Origin of the sequence: Streptacidiphilus sp. BW17 (assembly GCF_041262485.1) — a bacterium.
Taxonomy (GTDB): Bacteria; Actinomycetota; Actinomycetes; order Streptomycetales; family Streptomycetaceae; genus Streptacidiphilus.
Map to the genome: position 1 here is coordinate 125,894 of NZ_JBGCCR010000007.1, position 17,904 is coordinate 143,797.

The 17,904-nt window shown below is 70.9% G+C and carries 15 protein-coding genes; 2 read left to right on the forward strand and 13 right to left on the reverse strand.

Going from position 1 to position 17,904, the window contains the following annotated elements:
* Positions 1–5: 5 nt before the first annotated feature.
* From obgE to ABH940_RS11270, 8 genes are all read right to left on the reverse strand, one after another.
* Entirely contained in the window at positions 6–1,481 is a 1,476-nt protein-coding gene (gene obgE, locus ABH940_RS11235; RefSeq protein ID WP_370063382.1) for a GTPase ObgE, read from the reverse strand.
* A gap of 188 nt (positions 1,482–1,669) precedes the next feature.
* Positions 1,670–1,924 carry a 50S ribosomal protein L27 gene (gene rpmA, locus ABH940_RS11240; protein WP_370063380.1) on the reverse strand — a complete coding sequence of 85 codons (255 nt, stop codon included), beginning with the start codon at positions 1,922–1,924 and terminating at the stop codon, positions 1,670–1,672.
* A gap of 15 nt (positions 1,925–1,939) precedes the next feature.
* Positions 1,940–2,254 (reverse strand): 50S ribosomal protein L21, encoded by a 315-nt coding sequence (gene rplU / locus ABH940_RS11245; RefSeq protein ID WP_196195531.1) that lies wholly within the window; start codon positions 2,252–2,254, stop codon positions 1,940–1,942.
* 282 nt (positions 2,255–2,536) lie between these two features.
* Positions 2,537–6,193, reverse strand: coding sequence for a ribonuclease E/G (locus ABH940_RS11250; protein WP_370105147.1), 3,657 nt, complete (start codon positions 6,191–6,193; stop codon positions 2,537–2,539).
* A gap of 207 nt (positions 6,194–6,400) precedes the next feature.
* Positions 6,401–7,234 (reverse strand): TIGR03936 family radical SAM-associated protein, encoded by an 834-nt coding sequence (locus tag ABH940_RS11255; RefSeq protein WP_370063800.1) that lies wholly within the window; start codon positions 7,232–7,234, stop codon positions 6,401–6,403.
* 57 nt (positions 7,235–7,291) lie between these two features.
* Positions 7,292–7,717 carry a PIN domain-containing protein gene (locus ABH940_RS11260; RefSeq protein ID WP_370063375.1) on the reverse strand — a complete coding sequence of 142 codons (426 nt, stop codon included), beginning with the start codon at positions 7,715–7,717 and terminating at the stop codon, positions 7,292–7,294.
* On the reverse strand, positions 7,693–7,926 hold the full coding sequence (locus tag ABH940_RS11265) for a type II toxin-antitoxin system VapB family antitoxin (protein ID WP_370063373.1): 234 nt from the start codon (positions 7,924–7,926) through the stop codon (positions 7,693–7,695). The genes ABH940_RS11260 and ABH940_RS11265 overlap by 25 nt, the downstream gene beginning before the upstream one ends.
* Positions 7,898–8,446 carry a CGNR zinc finger domain-containing protein gene (locus ABH940_RS11270; RefSeq protein WP_370063371.1) on the reverse strand — a complete coding sequence of 183 codons (549 nt, stop codon included), beginning with the start codon at positions 8,444–8,446 and terminating at the stop codon, positions 7,898–7,900. The genes ABH940_RS11265 and ABH940_RS11270 overlap by 29 nt, the downstream gene beginning before the upstream one ends.
* Before the next feature lie 86 nt (positions 8,447–8,532).
* On the opposite strand from ABH940_RS11270, the gene ABH940_RS11275 reads away from it, so the two are divergent.
* Positions 8,533–8,892, forward strand: a complete 360-nt coding sequence (locus tag ABH940_RS11275) for a VOC family protein (RefSeq protein WP_370063369.1) — start codon at positions 8,533–8,535, stop codon at positions 8,890–8,892.
* Between the two features lie 81 nt (positions 8,893–8,973).
* On the opposite strand, the gene ABH940_RS11280 is transcribed toward ABH940_RS11275, so the two are convergent.
* A complete protein-coding gene (locus tag ABH940_RS11280) occupies positions 8,974–10,905 on the reverse strand; it encodes a TIGR03960 family B12-binding radical SAM protein (protein ID WP_370063367.1) in 1,932 nt (643 codons plus the stop codon).
* A gap of 116 nt (positions 10,906–11,021) precedes the next feature.
* On the opposite strand from ABH940_RS11280, the gene ABH940_RS11285 reads away from it, so the two are divergent.
* Entirely contained in the window at positions 11,022–12,026 is a 1,005-nt protein-coding gene (locus ABH940_RS11285; protein WP_370063365.1) for an adenosine deaminase, read from the forward strand.
* A gap of 54 nt (positions 12,027–12,080) precedes the next feature.
* Here the strand turns inward: ABH940_RS11285 and ABH940_RS11290 are convergent, their stop codons facing one another.
* The 4 genes from ABH940_RS11290 to mrdA all read right to left on the reverse strand — a co-directional run bounded on the left by ABH940_RS11290 (position 12,081) and on the right by mrdA (position 17,890).
* Positions 12,081–12,989 (reverse strand): hypothetical protein, encoded by a 909-nt coding sequence (locus tag ABH940_RS11290; RefSeq protein ID WP_370105148.1) that lies wholly within the window; start codon positions 12,987–12,989, stop codon positions 12,081–12,083.
* A 173-nt stretch (positions 12,990–13,162) separates the two neighbouring features.
* Positions 13,163–14,266, reverse strand: a complete 1,104-nt coding sequence (locus ABH940_RS11295) for a glycosyltransferase (protein ID WP_370063361.1) — start codon at positions 14,264–14,266, stop codon at positions 13,163–13,165.
* A gap of 160 nt (positions 14,267–14,426) precedes the next feature.
* Complete coding sequence (gene rodA, locus ABH940_RS11300) at positions 14,427–15,632, reverse strand: rod shape-determining protein RodA (protein ID WP_370063358.1); 1,206 nt, start codon at positions 15,630–15,632, stop codon at positions 14,427–14,429.
* A complete protein-coding gene (gene mrdA / locus ABH940_RS11305) occupies positions 15,620–17,890 on the reverse strand; it encodes a penicillin-binding protein 2 (RefSeq protein ID WP_370063356.1) in 2,271 nt (756 codons plus the stop codon). Before mrdA ends, rodA begins: the two co-directional genes overlap by 13 nt.
* Positions 17,891–17,904 lie beyond the last annotated feature (14 nt).

Consider the following 17,904-nt stretch of genomic DNA (forward strand, 5'->3'; position numbering starts at 1 on the left):
GGTTCTCAGTACTCGTCGTCCGACTCGATCGCGTTGCGGCTCAGCGGGTCGAACTGCGCGAACTCCTCGGACGCGGCGTCCGCGCGCTTCGCCTCGCGCTCGCGGCGGCGGTCGACGGCCGGGCGCGGCGCCTCGAAGCGGTGGTCCTCGCCGCGGCGGCCCAGCATCTCCGCGCCGGAGGCCATGGACGGCTCCCAGTCGAAGACGACGGCGTTCTCGGTGGCGCCGATGACGACGGTGTCGCCCTCGCGGGCGCCGCGCTTGGTGAGCTCCTCCTCGACCCCGAGGCGGTTGAGGCGGTCGGCCAGGTAACCGACGGCCTCGTCGTTGTTGAAGTCGGTCTGCTTGACCCAGCGCTCCGGCTTGGCGCCGGTGACCCGGTAGAGGTCCTCGGTCTCGTCGTAGACGACCGAGAAGCCCGCGTCGTCCACGGCCTTCGGGCGGATGACGATCCGGGTGGACTCCTCGACCGGCTGCGCGGCGCGCGCCTCGGCGACGATCCCGGCCAGGGCGAAGCTCAGCTCGCGCAGGCCCTTGTGGGCGACCGCGGAGACCTCGAAGACCTGGTAGCCGCGCTCCTCCAGGGTCGGCCGGACCAGGTCGGCCAGGTCCTGGCCGTCGGGGATGTCGACCTTGTTGAGCACGACGATGCGCGGCCGGTCCTCCAGACCGCCGTACTGCTTGAGCTCGTCCTCGATGACGTCCAGGTCGGTGACCGGGTCGCGGTCGGACTCCAGCGTGGCGGTGTCGAGCACGTGGACCAGCACCGAGCAGCGCTCGACATGGCGCAGGAACTCCAGGCCCAGGCCCTTGCCCTGGCTGGCGCCCGGGATCAGGCCCGGCACGTCGGCGATGGTGTAGACGGTGGAACCGGCCGTGACCACGCCCAGGTTCGGGATCAGCGTGGTGAACGGGTAGTCCGCGATCTTCGGCTTGGCGGCGGAGAGCACCGAGATCAGCGAGGACTTGCCGGCGCTCGGGTAGCCGACCAGCGCCACGTCGGCGACGGACTTGAGCTCCAGGAGGATGTCCGCGCTGTCGCCGGGCTCACCCAGCAGCGCGAAGCCGGGCGCCTTGCGGCGCGCCGAGGCCAGCGCGGCGTTGCCGAGGCCGCCGATGCCGCCCGCGGCGGCGACGTAGGTGGTGCCGTGACCGATCAGGTCGGCCAGCACGTTGCCCTTCTTGTCCATGACGACGGTGCCGTCCGGGACGGGGAGCACCAGGTCCTGGCCCTCCGCGCCAGTGCGGTTGCCGCCCGCGCCCGGCTTGCCGTTGCCGGCCTTGCGGTGCGGGGTGTGGTGGTAGTCGAGCAGCGTGGTGACCTGCGGGTCGACCACCAGGGTCACGTTGCCGCCGCGTCCGCCGTTGCCGCCGTCCGGGCCTCCCAGCGGCTTGAACTTCTCGCGGTGAACGGAGGCGCAGCCGTGGCCCCCGTTACCCGCGGCGACATGCAGCTCGACGCGGTCAACGAAGGTGGTCATGATGCGGGCGCCTCTCGGTCGGCGGAAGGGAAGTCGACGTACCACGACGTAACCGTCGGAGCCGTCGGGAATGCTGAAATGCTCAGGTCTTCTCAAACACCAAGGGTGGACCGGAATGTTCCGATCCACCCTCAGTGAGGTACTGCTACGTCCTACGTGTCGTACGTCCTACGTGTCGGCCGAACTGCTCAGGCGACCGGGACGATGTTGACGACCTTGCGGCCGCGACGGGTGCCGAACTCGACGGCACCGGCCTGCAGCGCGAACAGCGTGTCGTCGCCGCCACGGCCGACGCCCGCACCCGGGTGGAAGTGGGTGCCACGCTGGCGGACGAGGATCTCGCCGGCGCTGACGACCTGGCCGCCGTAACGCTTCACGCCCAGGCGCTGGGCGTTCGAGTCACGACCGTTACGGGTAGAGCTTGCGCCCTTCTTGTGAGCCATGGTTCCCCTCGCCCCTTACTTCGCCGAGTCGATGCTGGTCACGCGAAGCGCGGTGTGGCGCTGACGGTGGCCCATGCGCTTCTTGTAGCCGGTCTTGTTCTTGTACTTCTGGATGCGGATCTTCTCGCCCTTGTGGTGGTCGACCACCTCGGCGCGGACCTTCACACCCGCCAGGACCCACGGGTCGCTGGTGACGGCCTCGCCGTCGACGACCAGGATCGTCGAGAGCTCAACGGTCTCGCCGACCTTGGCGTCGACCTTGTCAGCCTCAAAAACATCGCCGACGGCAACCTTGTGCTGCCGTCCGCCGCTACGCACGATCGCGTACACGTTGAACCCTTCTCGATTCGGTCGGAACCTCTGACGCCAGCCGCACCGGTACCAAACGCCCGGGGGCCTCCCCCGGGCGAGAAGGCCCAGGAGGTGTGTGTGCTCAGAAGCGGGCGCGACTCGCTGATTGCAAGCACGCCGAGGGTCAAGACTACGGAAGCCCGGACCCGGGGTCAAACCAGCCCATGGGGGCTCATCCGAGCCGGAACCCGGACGTCTGCGCAGCTCGGGGCCGGTCCGTCTCGATCGCTCGACACGGACCGGCCCCGGGCGTCACGCTCGCTACTCCGCGGCCTGCTCGGTGGCGGGCTCGCCCGCGGCGGCCTTCTTCGACGTGCGCTTGGCCGTCGTCTTCTTGGCGGTCGTCTTGGTCGCCGTCTTCTTCGCGGCGACCTTCTTGGCAGCGGTCTTGCGCGGCGCACGCTTCCGCGCGGGCGGAGCAGCCTCGGCCTCGACCTCCGCCTCGGCGGGCTCGGTCGGGGCGGCCTGCTCCGGCTCCGCGACGGGCGCGGGCGCGGCGGCCGGCTCGCCTGTGATGACCACGACGGCGGGCTCGGCGCCGACCGTCGAAGTCGCCTTGCGCACCGCGCGACGACGGGTGCGGCCACGCGGGGCGGAGGCCTCGATCATGCCCTCGACCATCGCCTCGGCCTCGGCCTGCGCGGCGGCGTCGACCACCTGCGCGGCCTCGGCGGCAACCGGTGCGGCAGCCTCGGTCGCGACCTCGACGACGGCCTCCACCTCGGGCTCGCGGGAGACCAGCTCGATCTCCTCGTGCTCGTGGTCAGCGTGCTCGTGCGCCTCGTGCGTCTCCGCCGGGGTCTCGTCGCCGCCGCGACCGCGACGACGGCGCTTGGAGCCGCCGCCCTCCTCGGCCGGAGCGGTCTCGGACTTGCCGCCGCCGACACCCGGCTTCGGGCCCGCGAAGCCCTTGGGCGCGGGCACGGCCTGCTCCATGTGCACGATCACACCGCGGCCGTTGCAGTGGACGCAGTTCTCGGAGAACGACTCCAACAGCCCCTGGCCGACCCGCTTGCGGGTCATCTGGACCAGGCCCAGCGAGGTCACCTCGGCCACCTGGTGCTTGGTCCGGTCCCGGCCCAGGCACTCCAGCAGACGGCGCAGCACCAGGTCGCGGTTGGACTCCAGCACCATGTCGATGAAGTCGATGACGATGATGCCGCCCAGGTCCCGCAGCCGCAGCTGACGGACGATCTCCTCGGCCGCCTCGATGTTGTTGCGGGTGACGGTCTCCTCGAGGTTGCCGCCCTGGCCGGTGAACTTGCCGGTGTTGACGTCGACGACCACCATCGCCTCGGTCTTGTCGATCACCAGCGAACCGCCGCTCGGCAGCCAGACCTTGCGGTCCAGCGCCTTCATCAGCTGCTCGTCGATCCGGTAGGTCGCGAAGACGTCGACCTCGGAGGTCCACTTCGTCAGACGCGGCGTCAGGTCCGGTGCCACGGACGAGACGTACTCGTGGACGGTGGACCAGGCGTTCTCGCCCTGGACGATGACCTTGGAGAAGTCCTCGTTGAAGATGTCGCGGACGACCCGGACCGTCATGTCCGGCTCGCCGTAGAGCAGCGCGGGGGCGTTGCCGCTGGTGGCCTTCTTCTGGATGTCCTCCCACTGCTGCTGCAGTCGCTGGACATCCCGGGTCAGCTCCTCCTCGGATGCGCCCTCGGCGGCGGTGCGCACGATGACGCCCGCGTCGTCCGGGACGATCTTCTTGAGGATGCTCTTCAGCCGGGCGCGCTCCGTGTCGGGCAGCTTGCGGCTGATGCCGGTCATCGAGCCCTCGGGCACGTAGACCAGGTAGCGGCCGGGCAGCGAGATCTGGCTCGTCAGGCGGGCGCCCTTGTGGCCGATCGGGTCCTTGGAGACCTGGACCAGCACGGACTGCCCGGACTTGAGCACCGACTCGATCCGGCGCGGGCCGTTCTTCAGGCCCAGACCGGAGAAGTTGACCTCACCGGCGTAGAGCACCGCGTTGCGGCCCTTGCCGATGTCGACGAAGGCGGCCTCCATCGACGGCAGCACGTTCTGCACCTTGCCCAGGTACACGTTGCCGACGTACGAGGTGGCCTGCTCCTTGTTGACGTAGTGCTCGACGAGGACGCCGTCCTCCAGCACACCGATCTGGGTGCGCTCGCCGGACTGACGGACCACCATCACGCGCTCGACGGCCTCGCGGCGGGCCAGGAACTCGGCCTCGGTGATGATCGGGACGCGGCGGCGGCCCTGCTCGCGGCCCTCGCGGCGGCGCTGCTTCTTGGCCTCCAGACGGGTCGAGCCCTTGATGGACTGGACCTCGTCCGGGTCGAACGGCGCCTCGGCGGAACGGCGGCGCGGCTCACGGACCTTGACGACGGTGCGCTCCGGGTCGCCCTCGCCGGACTCGGCCTCGGGGCCCGCGTCCCCGCTGCGGCGGCGACGACGGCGGCGGCGACGGCTGGAGGAGGACAGCGCCTCGCCGAGGTCGTCCTCGTCCTCGCCCTCCTCGTCCTCCTGGCCCTCGCCCTCCGCCTCGTCGGCGGCCTGCTCGTTCTCCTCGGCGTCACCACGGCGACGACGGCGACCGCCACGGCGGCGACGGCGGGACGGGCGGCCCTCCTCGCCGTGCTGCTCGGAGTCGGCCTCGTGGTCCTCGGACTCCTCGTCCTCGGCCTCGCGGTCCGACTCGGCGAGCTCCTCGCCCTCGGCGCCCAGCTCGGTGTCCTCGCTGACGACGTAGGCGGGCGCGGTGGAACGACGGCGACGACGGCGACGGCCGACGGACTCGGCGCCCTCCTCGTCCTCCTCCGCGAGCGTGAGCGGCGCGCGGGTGCTGACCTGCTCGAAGACGGCCTGCTCGGTCGGCGCAGCGGGCGCGGCGGGCGCGGTCGCGGGGCGACGCGTGCGACGACGGCCGCCGGTGGCGGCGGCGGTCTCCTCGCCCTCGGCAGCAGCACCCGGACCGGACTCGGCGGCGGACGCAGCGGGCGCGGTGGACGCAGCGTCGGCGACGGGAGCGGCAACCGGGGACTCGGCGCGGCGGCGGGTACGGCGCGCGGGCGCCTCGGGGGCCTCCTCGTCCGGCGCGGCGAAGGCGGCCGGAGGCGCACCGGCACGGCGACCGCCGGCGGCAGCGGCCTCACCCGGGGCGGCAGCCTCGGGCTGCTGGAAGACCGGGGCCTGGAAGATCGCGGTGGCCGGACGCACGGCGCGGCGACGGGCACGCGGGGCGTGCTCCTCGGCTGCGGCGGGCTGCTCGGCAGCGGCGGGGGCGGGCTGGGCGGCGGCGCGCTGCTGGAGCGCGGCGATGCGCCGCTCCAGCTGGCTGCCCGCCTCGACCTTCAGCGTGGCTCCGGCGCGGGACACCAGGTCGGCGACGAGCGCCTCCAGCTGCACACCGGTGACCGCACCGGACTCGACCTGCTGCTCGACCTGGTCCAGCTCGCCGAGCAGGGCCAGGCTGTCGTCGGCCTGCGGCGCGGCGGGAGCCTCAGTGGCCGGGTTCTCCGCCGTCGGGGTCTCGGCGACCGGCTCGGCCTCGGCCTTCTTGCGGGTGCGCCGTGCGCGCTTGCGCGGCTCGGGAGCCTCGGCGGGCTCAGCGGCAGCGGCCCCTGCGACTGCAGGCTCAGCGGCCGGGGCCTCGGCGGCCTGCGTGTCGGGGGTTGGGGCCTCGGCAGTCGGAGTCTCGGCGACCGACTCGGCCTCGGCCTTCTTGCGGGTGCGCCGTGCGCGCTTGCGCGGCTCGGGAGCCTCGGCGGGCTCAGCAGCGGCGGCAGGTGCCTCCGCGCTCTCCGTGCTCACCGCAGTCTCAGCGGCCTCGGCGACCGGCGGGCCCGCCGGACGGCTGGCGGCGCGGCGACGACGCGGAGCGGCCTTGGGGGCCGCACCCTGCGATTCGCTCGGCTCGTTGTTCTCGGTGTGTTCGTTGTCGTTCTCGGGCATGCGGGCGTTTCTCCCGTCACGCCCCCGGGCACCGCGCCGGATGGGCGGGCGCCGCACGGGGGCTCGCGTATGTCTTTGATGGCGTGCCCGCGGGGGTCGCGGGCTCGCCGAAGCTTCGGGTCGCGCTTTTGTCGACCGGGCCCCGGATGGCTCCCAGGACCCTGGTCGGGCGCCGACGGCGCTGCGTCGCCGTCCGGTCCGCCGCCGCTACGCGTGCTGCGGCTCGGTCGCCTCGGGTGTGAGGGCCAGTGCCGCGTCGCGGTCGGGCGCGAACGGGTCGGTCACCGCGCCGGTCTCCTCGTCGAGCGGCCCCTGCGCCAGCCTGGTCACCCCAGCGGGGACCGGCAGCGCGAGGTCGGCCGTCACACGAAGACCGGTGAGGACGTCGTCGGGTCGGACGGCGGGTGTGGCGTGCCGAACAACCAGGCGCAGTATCGCACAGGCACGGCCTGCGGGGATATCGGTCGTACTTTCCGGTAGTGCGAGTGCACCCGCGTCCACCTGCGGATCCACCACGTCGAGAGAGATCACCGCGCCGCGCGCGTCGAATGTACGCAGACCGTTCTTGGTCTGCCGCTCCACGGTGACCTCGTCCGCCGCAAGGAATGTGGCGACGGCGGCGCGGGCCGTCTCCGGCTCGACGCCGTCGAGGACGAGCCGCCAGCAGGAGGCCTCAAGGCGCTCCATGAAGTCCTTGCCGAGCGCCTCGACCGCGTCGACGACGTCCAGGCCGGGCGGCAGCGACTCGTCCAACTGGCTGCGCAGCAGCTCCGGCTCACGCCGCTCGCTGAGTGCCAGCTCCACGTACTCGGCCTCGCTGGCGGCACCGGTGGGCGCGGCGTTCATAAAGCTGATCTTGGGGTGCGGCGTGAAGCCGGCGGAGTACGCCATCGGGACGGCGGAACGACGCAGGGCGCGCTCGAGGGCTCGCTGGAAGTCGCGGTGGCTGGTGAAGCGGAGGCGACCACGCTTGGTGTAGCGGAGACGGATCCGCTGGACCGCAGGTGCGGGCGGCGGACCGTCGGGCGTGCGGCGTGCCAGTGCGCTCAGTCCTTCGGGAGTAGGGGCATTGTGCGTTTCCAAGGGTACGCGGCTGCGTCAGTCGATGGTTCCGGGCTCGGCCAGCCAGCGCGTGGGCAGATCGATGACGTTTCCCAGGGCGTGCAACTCCGCGTCGTAGTGGAGCAGCGTCAGGCCGTGCTGAGCGGCCGTGGCGACGAGCAGCAGTTCCGTCGTGCCGACCGTGCGCAACGCGCCCGCGTCCAGGAGCCGTTCCTGGATTTCGAGGGCCTGCCGGAACACCTTCTCGGGCATGGGCCACCGGTTGTAGACGGATTCCAGACCCGAGCGCAGCGACGCGAACTCCTCACGTGAGCGTGCTCCGCGGAGCACCTCCAGCGTGGTGACCTCGCAGATGCCGATCCGGCCGGAGGCGATCTGCTCCCGCCACCTCTCGATCACATCCGGGCGCATCATCCGGCCCACAGCGGAGGCATCGATCAGGAAGCCACCTGCTCCGGGCACGTCCGGGCACCTCCCCCGGCATGCATGGACGCGTCGAACGCGCCGGCCTCGTAGAGCCGAATCATCTGCTCCAGCGCCCGCTCACGCCTGGCCCGCGCCCCCACCTCGCGGAGCGCGGCATTGACGGTGTCCTTCTTGGTCCTGGTGCCGAGCGCCTCCGCTGCGAACGCCAGCGCCTCGTCATCCAGGTCGATCAGGGTTTTCGCCACGCTGTTCAGCATATTCCAACGGAGGCACTGCAGAAACATTTCCTCGGGCCCGATAGGTGCGCATCTTCGCCCGACTCCCACATACGGCCATGCTGCACCACCGGCCGCGCCCAGCCGGAGAACGGTCGTAGTAGAGCCAGCGGCAGTCCTCCGCCGCACAGGCCTTGAGCCGGAGCCAGTCCTTGCCGGAGGCCGCGATCGCAGCGGCGACCTGGGCGAACAGCAGTTCCGTGGGCGGGAGTCCGGGCGCAGGAACGAACTCCATGCTGCCGTCCAGGCGAGGCGCCAGCACCAGAGGGATAGCTGCGAGCTGCCAAATGAATATATCGAGTGAGCCAGCTGGTATATCCAGCCCCGCGTGCGCCATCCCCGCTTCACGCAGTCGCTCACGGAAGTCACGGACCCGCTCGACGTCGACGCCCTCCCCCACGAACGCCTCCAGCGCGTCCTCGCCCGTCTCCACGTCGAGCGTGTTGACGAGCTCCTGCACGAGCCGCAGTGGCCCCGGGGCGTCTCCCATGCTTGCGATGTTACCGATTGTGCGGCAGCATCCAGTAACGCCAGCAGTTACCCATAGACGGTATTAACAGGTAACGGAGACACGACATGATCGGCACCCTGCGGGCCTTCGCCCTCGACTGTCCCGAACCGCTCGCCCTGGCCGCCTTCTACGCCGAACTGGTCGGCGGAAAGGTCGACGCCGAGGACCACGAATGGGTGGAGCTCGTCGGCGACCACGGCACCAAACTCGCGTTCCAGCTGGTGGAGGACTTCCGCGCGCCCGCGTGGCCCGCTCAGGACGTTCCCCAGCAAGCACACATCGACATCGGCGTCACCGACATCGACGCCGCCCACACCCAGGTACTGGCCCTCGGCGCGACGCTGCTGGAGGACTGGGGCGGCACCAAGTCCTGGCGTGTGTACGCGGACCCGGTCGGCCACCCGTTCTGCCTCTGCGCCTGCTGAAGGACGCGACGAGGCCCGCCGATCCCTGATCGGCGGGCCTCGTTCGGCTCTGCGGTGGTGCGGTGGTACGACGCTGAGCGGCTAGCTGTTGACGACCGTCAGCGGCAGCAGCTTCTTGCCCGTCGGGCCGATCTGGATCTGGGTGTCGAGCTGAGGACAGACCCCGCAGTCGAAGCACGGGGTCCAGCGACAGTCGTCGACCTCGACCTCCTCCAGGGAGTCCTGCCAGTCCTCCCAGAGCCAGTCCTTGTCGAGGCCGGAGTCCAGGTGGTCCCAGGGCAGGACCTCCTCGTACTGGCGCTCGCGGGTGGTGTACCAGGCGACGTCGACGCCGGTGTCGGCCAGGGCCTTCTCGGCGCAGCGCATCCAGCGCTCGTAGGAGAAGTACTCGCGCCAGCCGTCGAAGCGGCCGCCGTCCTCGTAGACGGCGCGGATGACCGCGCCGATGCGGCGGTCGCCGCGGGAGAGGAGGCCCTCGATCAGGCCCGGCTTGCCGTCGTGGTAGCGGTAGCCGATGTTGCGGCCGTACTTGCGGTCGTTGCGGATCGCGTCGCGCAGCTTGAGCAGGCGCGCGTCGGTCTCCTCGACGCCCAGCTGCGGAGCCCACTGGAACGGCGTGTGCGGCTTGGGCACGAAGCCGCCGATGGAGACGGTGCAGCGGATGTCGTTGGTGCCGGTGACCTCGCGGCCCTTGGCGATGACGTTCTTCGCCATCTCGGCGATCTGCAGCACGTCCTCGTCGGTCTCGGTCGGCAGACCGGCCATGAAGTAGAGCTTCACCTGGCGCCAGCCGTTGCCGTACGCGGTGGCGACCGTGCGGATGAGGTCCTCCTCGGACACCATCTTGTTGATCACCTTGCGCAGCCGCTCACTGCCGCCCTCGGGGGCGAAGGTCAGACCGGAGCGGCGGCCGTTGCGGGAGAGCTCGTTGGCCAGGTCGATGTTGAACGCGTCGACGCGGGTGGACGGCAGCGAGAGGCCCACCTTGTCCGCCTCGTAGCGGTCGGCCAGGCCCTTGGCGACGTCGGCGATCTCGGTGTGGTCGGCGGAGGAGAGCGAGAGCAGGCCGACCTCCTCGAAGCCGGTGGCCTTGAGGCCGCGCTCGACCATCTCGCCGATGCCGGTGATGGAGCGCTCGCGCACCGGGCGGGTGATCATGCCCGCCTGGCAGAAGCGGCAGCCGCGGGTGCAGCCGCGGAAGATCTCGACCGACATCCGCTCGTGGACGGTCTCCGCCAGCGGGACCAGCGGCTGCTTCGGGTAGGGCCACTCGTCGAGGTCCATCACGGTGTGCTTGGACACCCGCCACGGCACGCCCGACTGGTTCGGCACGACGCGGGCGATCCGGCCGTCGGCCAGGTACTCGACGTCGTAGAACTTGGGGATGTAGAACCCGCCGGTGCGGGCCAGGCGCAGCAGGACCTCGTCACGGCCGCCGGGGCGGCCTTCGGCCTTCCAGGCGCGGATGATCTCGGTCATGTCGAGCACGGCCTGCTCGCCGTCACCGACCACGGCCGCGTCGAGGAAATCGGCGATCGGCTCCGGGTTGAACGCGGCGTGGCCGCCGGCCAGGACGATCGGGTCCTCGTCGGTGCGGTCCGCCGCCAGCAGCGGGATGCCGGCCAGGTCGAGGGCGGTGAGCATGTTGGTGTAGCCGAGCTCGGTGGAGAAGCTCAGGCCGAAGACGTCGAAGGCCTTGACCGGGCGGTGCGCGTCGACGGTGAACTGGGGCACGCCGTGCTCACGCATCAGCGCCTCCAGGTCCGGCCAGACGCTGTAGGTGCGCTCGGCCAGGACCCCCTCGCGCTCGTTGAGCACCTCGTAGAGGATCATGACGCCCTGGTTGGGCAGGCCCACCTCGTAGGCGTCGGGGTACATCAACGCCCAGCGGACGTCGCACGCGTCCCAGTCCTTGACAGTGGAGTTGAGTTCTCCACCGACGTACTGGATCGGCTTCTGGACGTGCGGGAGGAGGGCCTCCAGGCGCGGGAAGACCGACTCGACAGACGACATAGAGGCAGGACTTTCGTGAGAGCACCGGGGTGACCCTCAAGGTTACCGCAGGGCCTAAGGTAGGTGATTCGACCCGAATGTCCGGCCCAGTGAGAACCAGTGAGAAAGAGCGCTTCGTGCCCATACCCAAGGCGGAACTGCACCTGCACATCGAGGGCACGCTGGAGCCCGAACTCGCCTTCGCGCTGGCGCACCGGAACGGGGTCGACCTCCCCTACTCCTCCCCGGAGCAGCTGCGCGCCGCCTACGCCTTCGACGACCTGCAGTCCTTCCTGGACCTCTACTACCAGCTGATGGACGTGCTGCGGACCGAGGACGACTTCACCGAGCTGGCGGAGGCGTACCTGACGCGGGCGGCGGCGGCCGGGGTGCGGCACGCGGAGATCTTCTTCGACCCGCAGGCGCACACCGCGCGTGGCGTGGAGCTGGACGACGTGGTGCGCGGGCTGGACCGGGCACTGTCGCGGGCCGGCGAGCGGCACGGCATCAGCACCCGGCTGATCATGTGCTTCCTGCGGGACCTGCCGCAGGAGTCGGCGCTGGCCACGTTCGAGGCGGCCCGTCCGTGGTTCGGCCGGGCGATCACCGGTGTCGGGCTGGACTCGGCGGAGGTGGGCCACCCGCCGGCGAAGTTCGCCGACGTCTACGCCCTGGCCCGGGAGGCCGGTCTGCACCTGGTCGCCCACGCGGGCGAGGAGGGCGGCCCGGAATACGTGCGCGAGGCGCTGGACGTGCTGGGCGTGGAGCGGATCGACCACGGCATCCGCTCGATGGAGGATCCGGAGCTGGTCAAGGAGCTGGTGGCGCGGCGGATCCCGCTGACGGTCTGCCCGTTCTCGAACGTCCGGTTGCGCTGTGTGGACACACTGGCGGACCACCCGCTCCCGGCGATGCTGGAGGCCGGGCTGGTGGCGACGGTGAACTCGGACGACCCCGCCTACTTCGGCGGCTATGTGGACGAGAACTTCGCCGGGGTGGAGACGGCGCTGGGACTGACGGGGGATCAGCTGCGGCTGCTGGCGCGGAACTCGTTCGAGGCGTCGTTCCTGGAGGACGACGAGGAGCGGCGTGCGGCGCTGCTGGCCGAGGTCGACGCGTACCGGTTCCCCGCGCGGGGCTGAGCGCCCGCCCCGCGCAAGGCGCGGAGCGGGCGGGCGCGGAGCGGGCGGGCGTCCTCAGTCGTTGAGGCGGGCTCGCTTCTCCGGTTCGGACTGGCGGACCGTCGACGGCTGTGTCGTGATGGTCGTCCAGGCGTGGGTGCAGGAGACCGCGGTCGACCCGGTGGCGAAGTCGCAGGTGGTCGCATAGACCGTGCCGGTCGTGCTGATCGCGTCCACGAGGATCGTGTGGCCCTGGTCGGCCACGGCCACGCCACACGCCGAGGCACCCGTAGGCAGCGCCTGAAGGGTGGTCCAGGTGGTTGCGCCCGCGGGCATGGGGTTGACCTTCGCCGAGCCCACGTCGACGTGGCCGGGAGAGCCCTTGACCACGCCGGTGTAGAGGTAGTCGCCGTGAACCACCGAGTCGATGGTCAAGCAGGGACCCGCGGCACCGGTGGCTCCGGTCGCGCCAGTGGCACCCGCCGTACCAGGAGCACCGGTCGCGCCCGTGGCACCGGCCGTACCAGGAGCACCGGTCGCGCCCGTGGCACCGGCCGTACCAGGAGCACCCGTCGCACCCGTGGCACCCGCCGTACCCGGAGCACCCGTCGCACCCGTGGCACCCGTGGCACCCGCCGTACCCGGAGCACCCGTCGCACCGGTGGCGCCGGTCGCACCTTTAGCGCCCGTCGCCCCCTTGGCGCCCTTGGCGCCCGGAGGGCCCTTGGGGCCGCGGGGGCCGGGCGGGCACTTGCAGTGTTTGTGGTGGTCGTCGTCGCACTTGGGGGGCTTCGGCGGCTTGCCCCAGTCCGGGGTGACCGGCGTTGCCGCGTGGGACGCCGGCTTGACCGGCGCGGGGGCCGGGACCGGGTTCCTCAATGCCGCCGAGGTGTGCGTGGCGGCGAGGTCCGCGGCCATCGCCGTCACCTGCGGTGTGAGCAGCGCACCCGTGAGGGCGGCGACGCCGCCGACGCTCATGGCCACACGGGCGAATGTCCGCGGTACCGGTCTAGAGCCTCTGTGATCCGAATTCACTTCTGCCTCACACGTCATTGGTTCCGTTGTGTCGAGGCGTCAGATCCCACGCCCGAGGCGTCCTTACCACTATCGGATCGTCGTACAACTCGGTCAGCGTACAAGCACCAGCCGAAGGGCCGTCAGTTGGTTGAATCGGCGACAGGCAGCTCGCTGACGAACCAGCCGAGGTTGGCGCGGACCCTGTCCCCCTGCGGGTTGCCACGCAGCGCTCGGACGCCTGCCTGGAGGGCCTCCTCGTGGCGGCCGGAGTTGCCCAGGCAAACGGAGAGGAAATCCCAGGGCGCCCAACCGTGGTCCCGGCCCCGGACGAAGCCCTCGGTCGGCCGGGCCTGCGCCACGCTCGCGGCGCTGAAGAACGGGACCGCGCGCGCCCACTCGCCCTGCTCGTAGGGGATCATCCCGGCGACCATCCACGCCTCGGGACGGGTCGGGTCGAGCAGGATCGCCTGGACGGCCGTCTCCGCGCCCTCCCCGCTCCTGCCGATCGCGTGGAGGCACTCCGCCCGCGACAGCAGCGCGAAGTAGCGCTCCCAGGCCGGCTGCGGCACGTCCAGCACCTCCGCGTAGGCGTGGGCCGCCTCCTCGTGGCGGTCGGCGTCGCGCAACTCGTTGGCGCGGTAGTAGAGCGTGCGCGGCGAACGGTCGCCCTCGGCGTAGAGCTTCTCCAGGATCCGCAGATTGCGGCCCTCGTCCTGCGCGGCCTGCGCCGCGGTGCGGCGGTGCTCGACGACGAGCTGCGATTCCTCGCGGGTCCGCACCCCGGTGATGTCCACCACCTCGTGGATCGCCCCCGCCCAGCGCAGTCCGGCGGAGCGGCGCAGCACCCGCTCGCGCAGCGTGGTGAAGGTGGGCGCGTCGGTCTGCTCGTCGAAGCCGCAGTGGTACGGGGAGATCAGCGCGTCGACGCGGTCTCCGTCGAGAGCGGCCAGGACGCGGCTGAAGGCCTGCTGCGCAGCGGGCGGGACGCGGTCGTCGGCGTCGAGCCAGACGACCCAGTCGCCGGTGCAGGCGTCGAGGCTGGCGTTGCGGGCGGCGGCGAAGTCGTCGGTCCAGGGCACGTGCAGAACGACCGCGCCCGCTGCGGCGGCGAGCTCCGGGGTGCCGTCGGTGCTGCCGGTGTCGGCAACGACCAGCTCGTCGCAGAAGGCGGAGGCGTCGGCGAGGACGGCGCCGATCGACTCCGCCTCGTCCTTCACGATCATCGAAAGCGATACGTGGGCCACGCGACCGATTCTCTGCCGCCCGCGCCGCCAGAACGACGAGGCGAGGCAGGGTGTCCGGCCCGGTTCCCCCGCTTGCACTACGCAGGAGCGCCGCGTCCGTCGGACGGACGCGGCGCTCCTGGGCAGACGGGCGGACGGGGCAGACGGGGCAGACGGGGCGTCAGCCCGCCATCGAGCGCTGCATCTTCACCGACTGCAGGATCCCGATGCCGATCCAGATCGCGAACATCGACGAGCCGCCGTAGCTGACGAACGGCAGCGGGATACCGGCGACCGGCATGATGCCGAGGGTCATCCCGATGTTCTCGAAGCCCTGGAAGGCGAACCAGGTGACCACGCCGGCGGAGAGCACCGTGCTGTAGAGGTCGGGCGCCTCGCGGGCGATGCGGAAGCCGCGCCAGATGATGATGCCCAGCAGCACGATGATCAGCATGCCGCCGACGAAGCCCAACTCCTCACCGGCGACGGTGAAGACGAAGTCGGTCTGCTGCTCCGGCACGAACTGGCCCGTGGTCTGGGTGCCGTGGAAGAGGCCCTGCCCGGTCAGGCCGCCGGAACCGATGGCGATACGGGCCTGCGCGGTGTTGTAGCCGACGCCCGACGGGTCGAGGGTCGGGTCGGCGAAGGCCGCGAAGCGCGCGATCTGGTACTGCTTCAGCAGGTGCAGCTGGACGACCGCGAAGGCGCCCAGCGCACCGCCGGCGGTCAGCCCGAGCAGCCAGCGGCCGGGCGCGCCGGAGGCGAGCAGCAGGCCGAGGATGATGACGACCATGACCATGGTCGAGCCCAGGTCCGGCATCATCATGACGATCGCTATCGGGACCATGGCCAGGCTCAGCGCCCGCAGGATCGAGCGGCCGTCGGGCTGTTGCAGCTCGCCCGCGTCGACGCGTGCCGACAGTATCGTCGCCACGATCAGTATGATCGCGATCTTGCAGAACTCGGACGGCTGCACGGAGAAGCCGCCGCCGAGCACGATCCACGAGTGCGCGCCGTTGACGGTCGAGCCCAGCGGGCTGAGTACGGCCAGCACGCCGAGGATCGACAGGCCGTAGATGAACGGCACTGCGGTGCGCAGCCGGTGGTGGCCGAGCAGCACGACACCGACGCAGAGCGCCACGCCGATGCCCGTGTTGAGCAGGTGGCGGACCAGGAAGTACTGCGGGTCGCCCTGGTTGATGTCGCTGCGGTCGCGGGTGGCCGACCAGACCAGCAGCGAGCCGACGCCCGAGAGCGCCAGCGCCGCCAGCACCAGTGGCCAGTCCATCCGCCGCAGCGGCGAGTCGCGCTCGACCAGCCGCCGCACGCCCTCCTTGCGCGGGGTGTAGCGCGGCGCGGTCCAACTCGTGCTGCTCAGGCCTCCCATCCGTCCGCCCTCCGCTCGGGCGCCAGCGCCGCGACGTCGAGGGCGGGCAGGAGCGGCGCCTTGGAGCCGGTGGCCGGGAGGACCGCCGGGACCGCCGGGGTGACGTAGCCCGGCTGGCCGGGGACGGTGCCGTTCAGGGTGGCGCCGTTCGGCAGCGTGTAGGAGACCGGGCTGGTGACCGTGCCGTCCGGATGGAAGGACGGCAGCTGGGTGTCACCCGCCGGGGTGATCGCCTTGCTCGGGTCGATCGTGTTGTTCGCCTGGATGCCGTAGAGCGCGTTGTAGATGTTGCGCACGGCCGGACCGGCGCCGCCCGACCCGGTACCACCCTGGGAGATCGTCATCACGATCGCGTAGTCCTTGGTGTACGTGTCGAACCAGGACGTGGTCTGCTTGCCGACGACCTCGGCGGTACCGGTCTTGGCGTGCAGCTGGATCTTGTCCTGCGGCCAGCCCTGGAACTTCCACGCCGCCGTACCGCTGGTGACGACGTTGGCGGTGGCCTGGTCGATGTAGGAGATCATCTGCGGGGTGTCCGGCAGATGGCCCTGGACGACCGGCTTGATCTGCTGCACGACCTTGCCGCCCGGAGACACTATGGCCTTGGCCAGCTGCGGCTGGTAGATCGTGCCGCCGTTGGCCAGCGCCGAGTAGATGCGGGCCATCTGGATCGGGGTGACCAGCGTGTCACCCTGGCCGATCGCGTAGTTGACCTCGTCACCGGCTCGCAGCGTGGCGAAGTCGGCGCAGTCCTCGGTGGCGACCGCCTTGAGGTACGGATCGGTCTCGGTCTTGGCCTGCTGGCACCAGATGCCCTTCATCTCGTCGTAGTACGTCTGGTGCCAGGCGCGGTCCGGGACTCGGCCGGTGACCTCGCCCGGCAGGTCGATGCCGGTGGTCGTGCCGAGGCCGAACTGGTGGGCGGTCTTGTACAGCCAGTCCTTGGGGTTGGTCGGCTTGGTGCCGCCGTCCTTCAGCCACTGCTGGTAGGCGATGTTGTAGAAGACCGTGTCGCAGGAGACCTCGAGCGCCTTCGAGAGGTTGATCATGCCGTAGTTCTCGCCCTCGAAGTTCTTGAACACCCGGCCGCCGATGGTCATCGACGAGGTGCAGGGGAACGTCGAGTCGAAGCCGTAGCCCGCGTTGAGCGCGCCGGTGGTGCTTATCACCTTGAAGGTCGAGCCGGGTGCGCTCTGGCCCTGGATCGCCCGGTTCAGCAGCGGGAAGTCGGAGCTCGTGCTGTTCAGCGCCGCGTAGTCGGCGGCGGAGATGCCGCCGGTCCAGATGTTGGGGTTGTAGGTCGGAGCGCTGGCCATCGCGACGATCTGGCCGGTGTGGACGTTCTCCACCACGACCGCACCCGAGTCGGCCTTGAAGTACTCGTTGCTGACCGGGTCCCAGGTCTTGCGCAGGGTCAGCAGGGCCTGGTTGAGCTGCTGCTCGGCGATCCCCTGGATCCGGGCGTCGATGCTGGTGACCACGTCGTCGCCGGGGACGGCGGGGGTGCCGCCGGCGGTGCCCTGGACCCGGCCGAGGTTGTCGACCTCCAGGTTGGTGGCGCCGTCGGTGCCGCGCAGCGCCTTGTCGTACTGGTACTCGAGTCCGGCGCGGCCCGCGGTGTCGGAGGGCGCGAGCGTGGACTTGCCGCTGGCGTCGGTTGCGGCGTTGATCTCGTCCTGGGTCACCGGGGAGAGATAACCCAGTATCTGCGCCGCGTTGGCGCCGTCCGGACCCGGGTAGTAGCGGACCGCGGTCGGGCTGGCGGTGACGCCGGGGAAGTCCTCCTGGCGCTCCATGATCTGCATGGCCTGCTGCGTGGTCGCCGTCTCGGTGACCGGGATCGGCTGGTACGGCGAGCCGTTCCAGCACGGGGCGGGCGTCTGCGCGTCGCAGAGCCGGACCCTGTCGTGCATCTGCTGGTAGGTCATGCCGAGCACCTGGCCGAGCCGGGTCAGCACGGCGACGCCGCCGTCCTTCTGCTGCATCAGCACGGTACGACTGACGGTGACCACCAGCTTGGTGGTGTTGTCGGCCAGCGGCACGCCCATGTCGTCGAGGATCTCGCCGCGCACCGCGGGGTCGACGACCGTGCGGATGTGGTTGGACGAGGCCTGCGCCACGTAGGACGCGCCGTCGCGGATCTGCAGGAACCAGAGCCGCCCGCCCAGGGTGCCGAGCATCGAGAGGACCAGCACCTGGAGCACCAGCAGGCGGCCGGTGACTCTCCGGGTCCGACCCGTCTCCGGGATGTTCCCCACGAGTTCCCCTCCTT

Excerpts from the sequence above, each read along its gene's own strand:
- obgE (WP_370063382.1), bottom strand. The coding sequence starts at position 1,481 with ATGACCACCTTCGTTGACCGCGTCGAGCTGCATGTCGCCGCGGGTAAC.
- rpmA (WP_370063380.1), bottom strand. The coding sequence starts at position 1,924 with ATGGCTCACAAGAAGGGCGCAAGCTCTACCCGTAACGGTCGTGACTCG.
- ABH940_RS11250 (WP_370105147.1), bottom strand. The coding sequence starts at position 6,193 with ATGCCCGAGAACGACAACGAACACACCGAGAACAACGAGCCGAGCGAA.
- ABH940_RS11270 (WP_370063371.1), bottom strand. The coding sequence starts at position 8,446 with ATGGGAGACGCCCCGGGGCCACTGCGGCTCGTGCAGGAGCTCGTCAAC.
- ABH940_RS11275 (WP_370063369.1), top strand. The coding sequence starts at position 8,533 with ATGATCGGCACCCTGCGGGCCTTCGCCCTCGACTGTCCCGAACCGCTC.
- ABH940_RS11280 (WP_370063367.1), bottom strand. The coding sequence starts at position 10,905 with ATGTCGTCTGTCGAGTCGGTCTTCCCGCGCCTGGAGGCCCTCCTCCCG.
- rodA (WP_370063358.1), bottom strand. The coding sequence starts at position 15,632 with ATGGGAGGCCTGAGCAGCACGAGTTGGACCGCGCCGCGCTACACCCCG.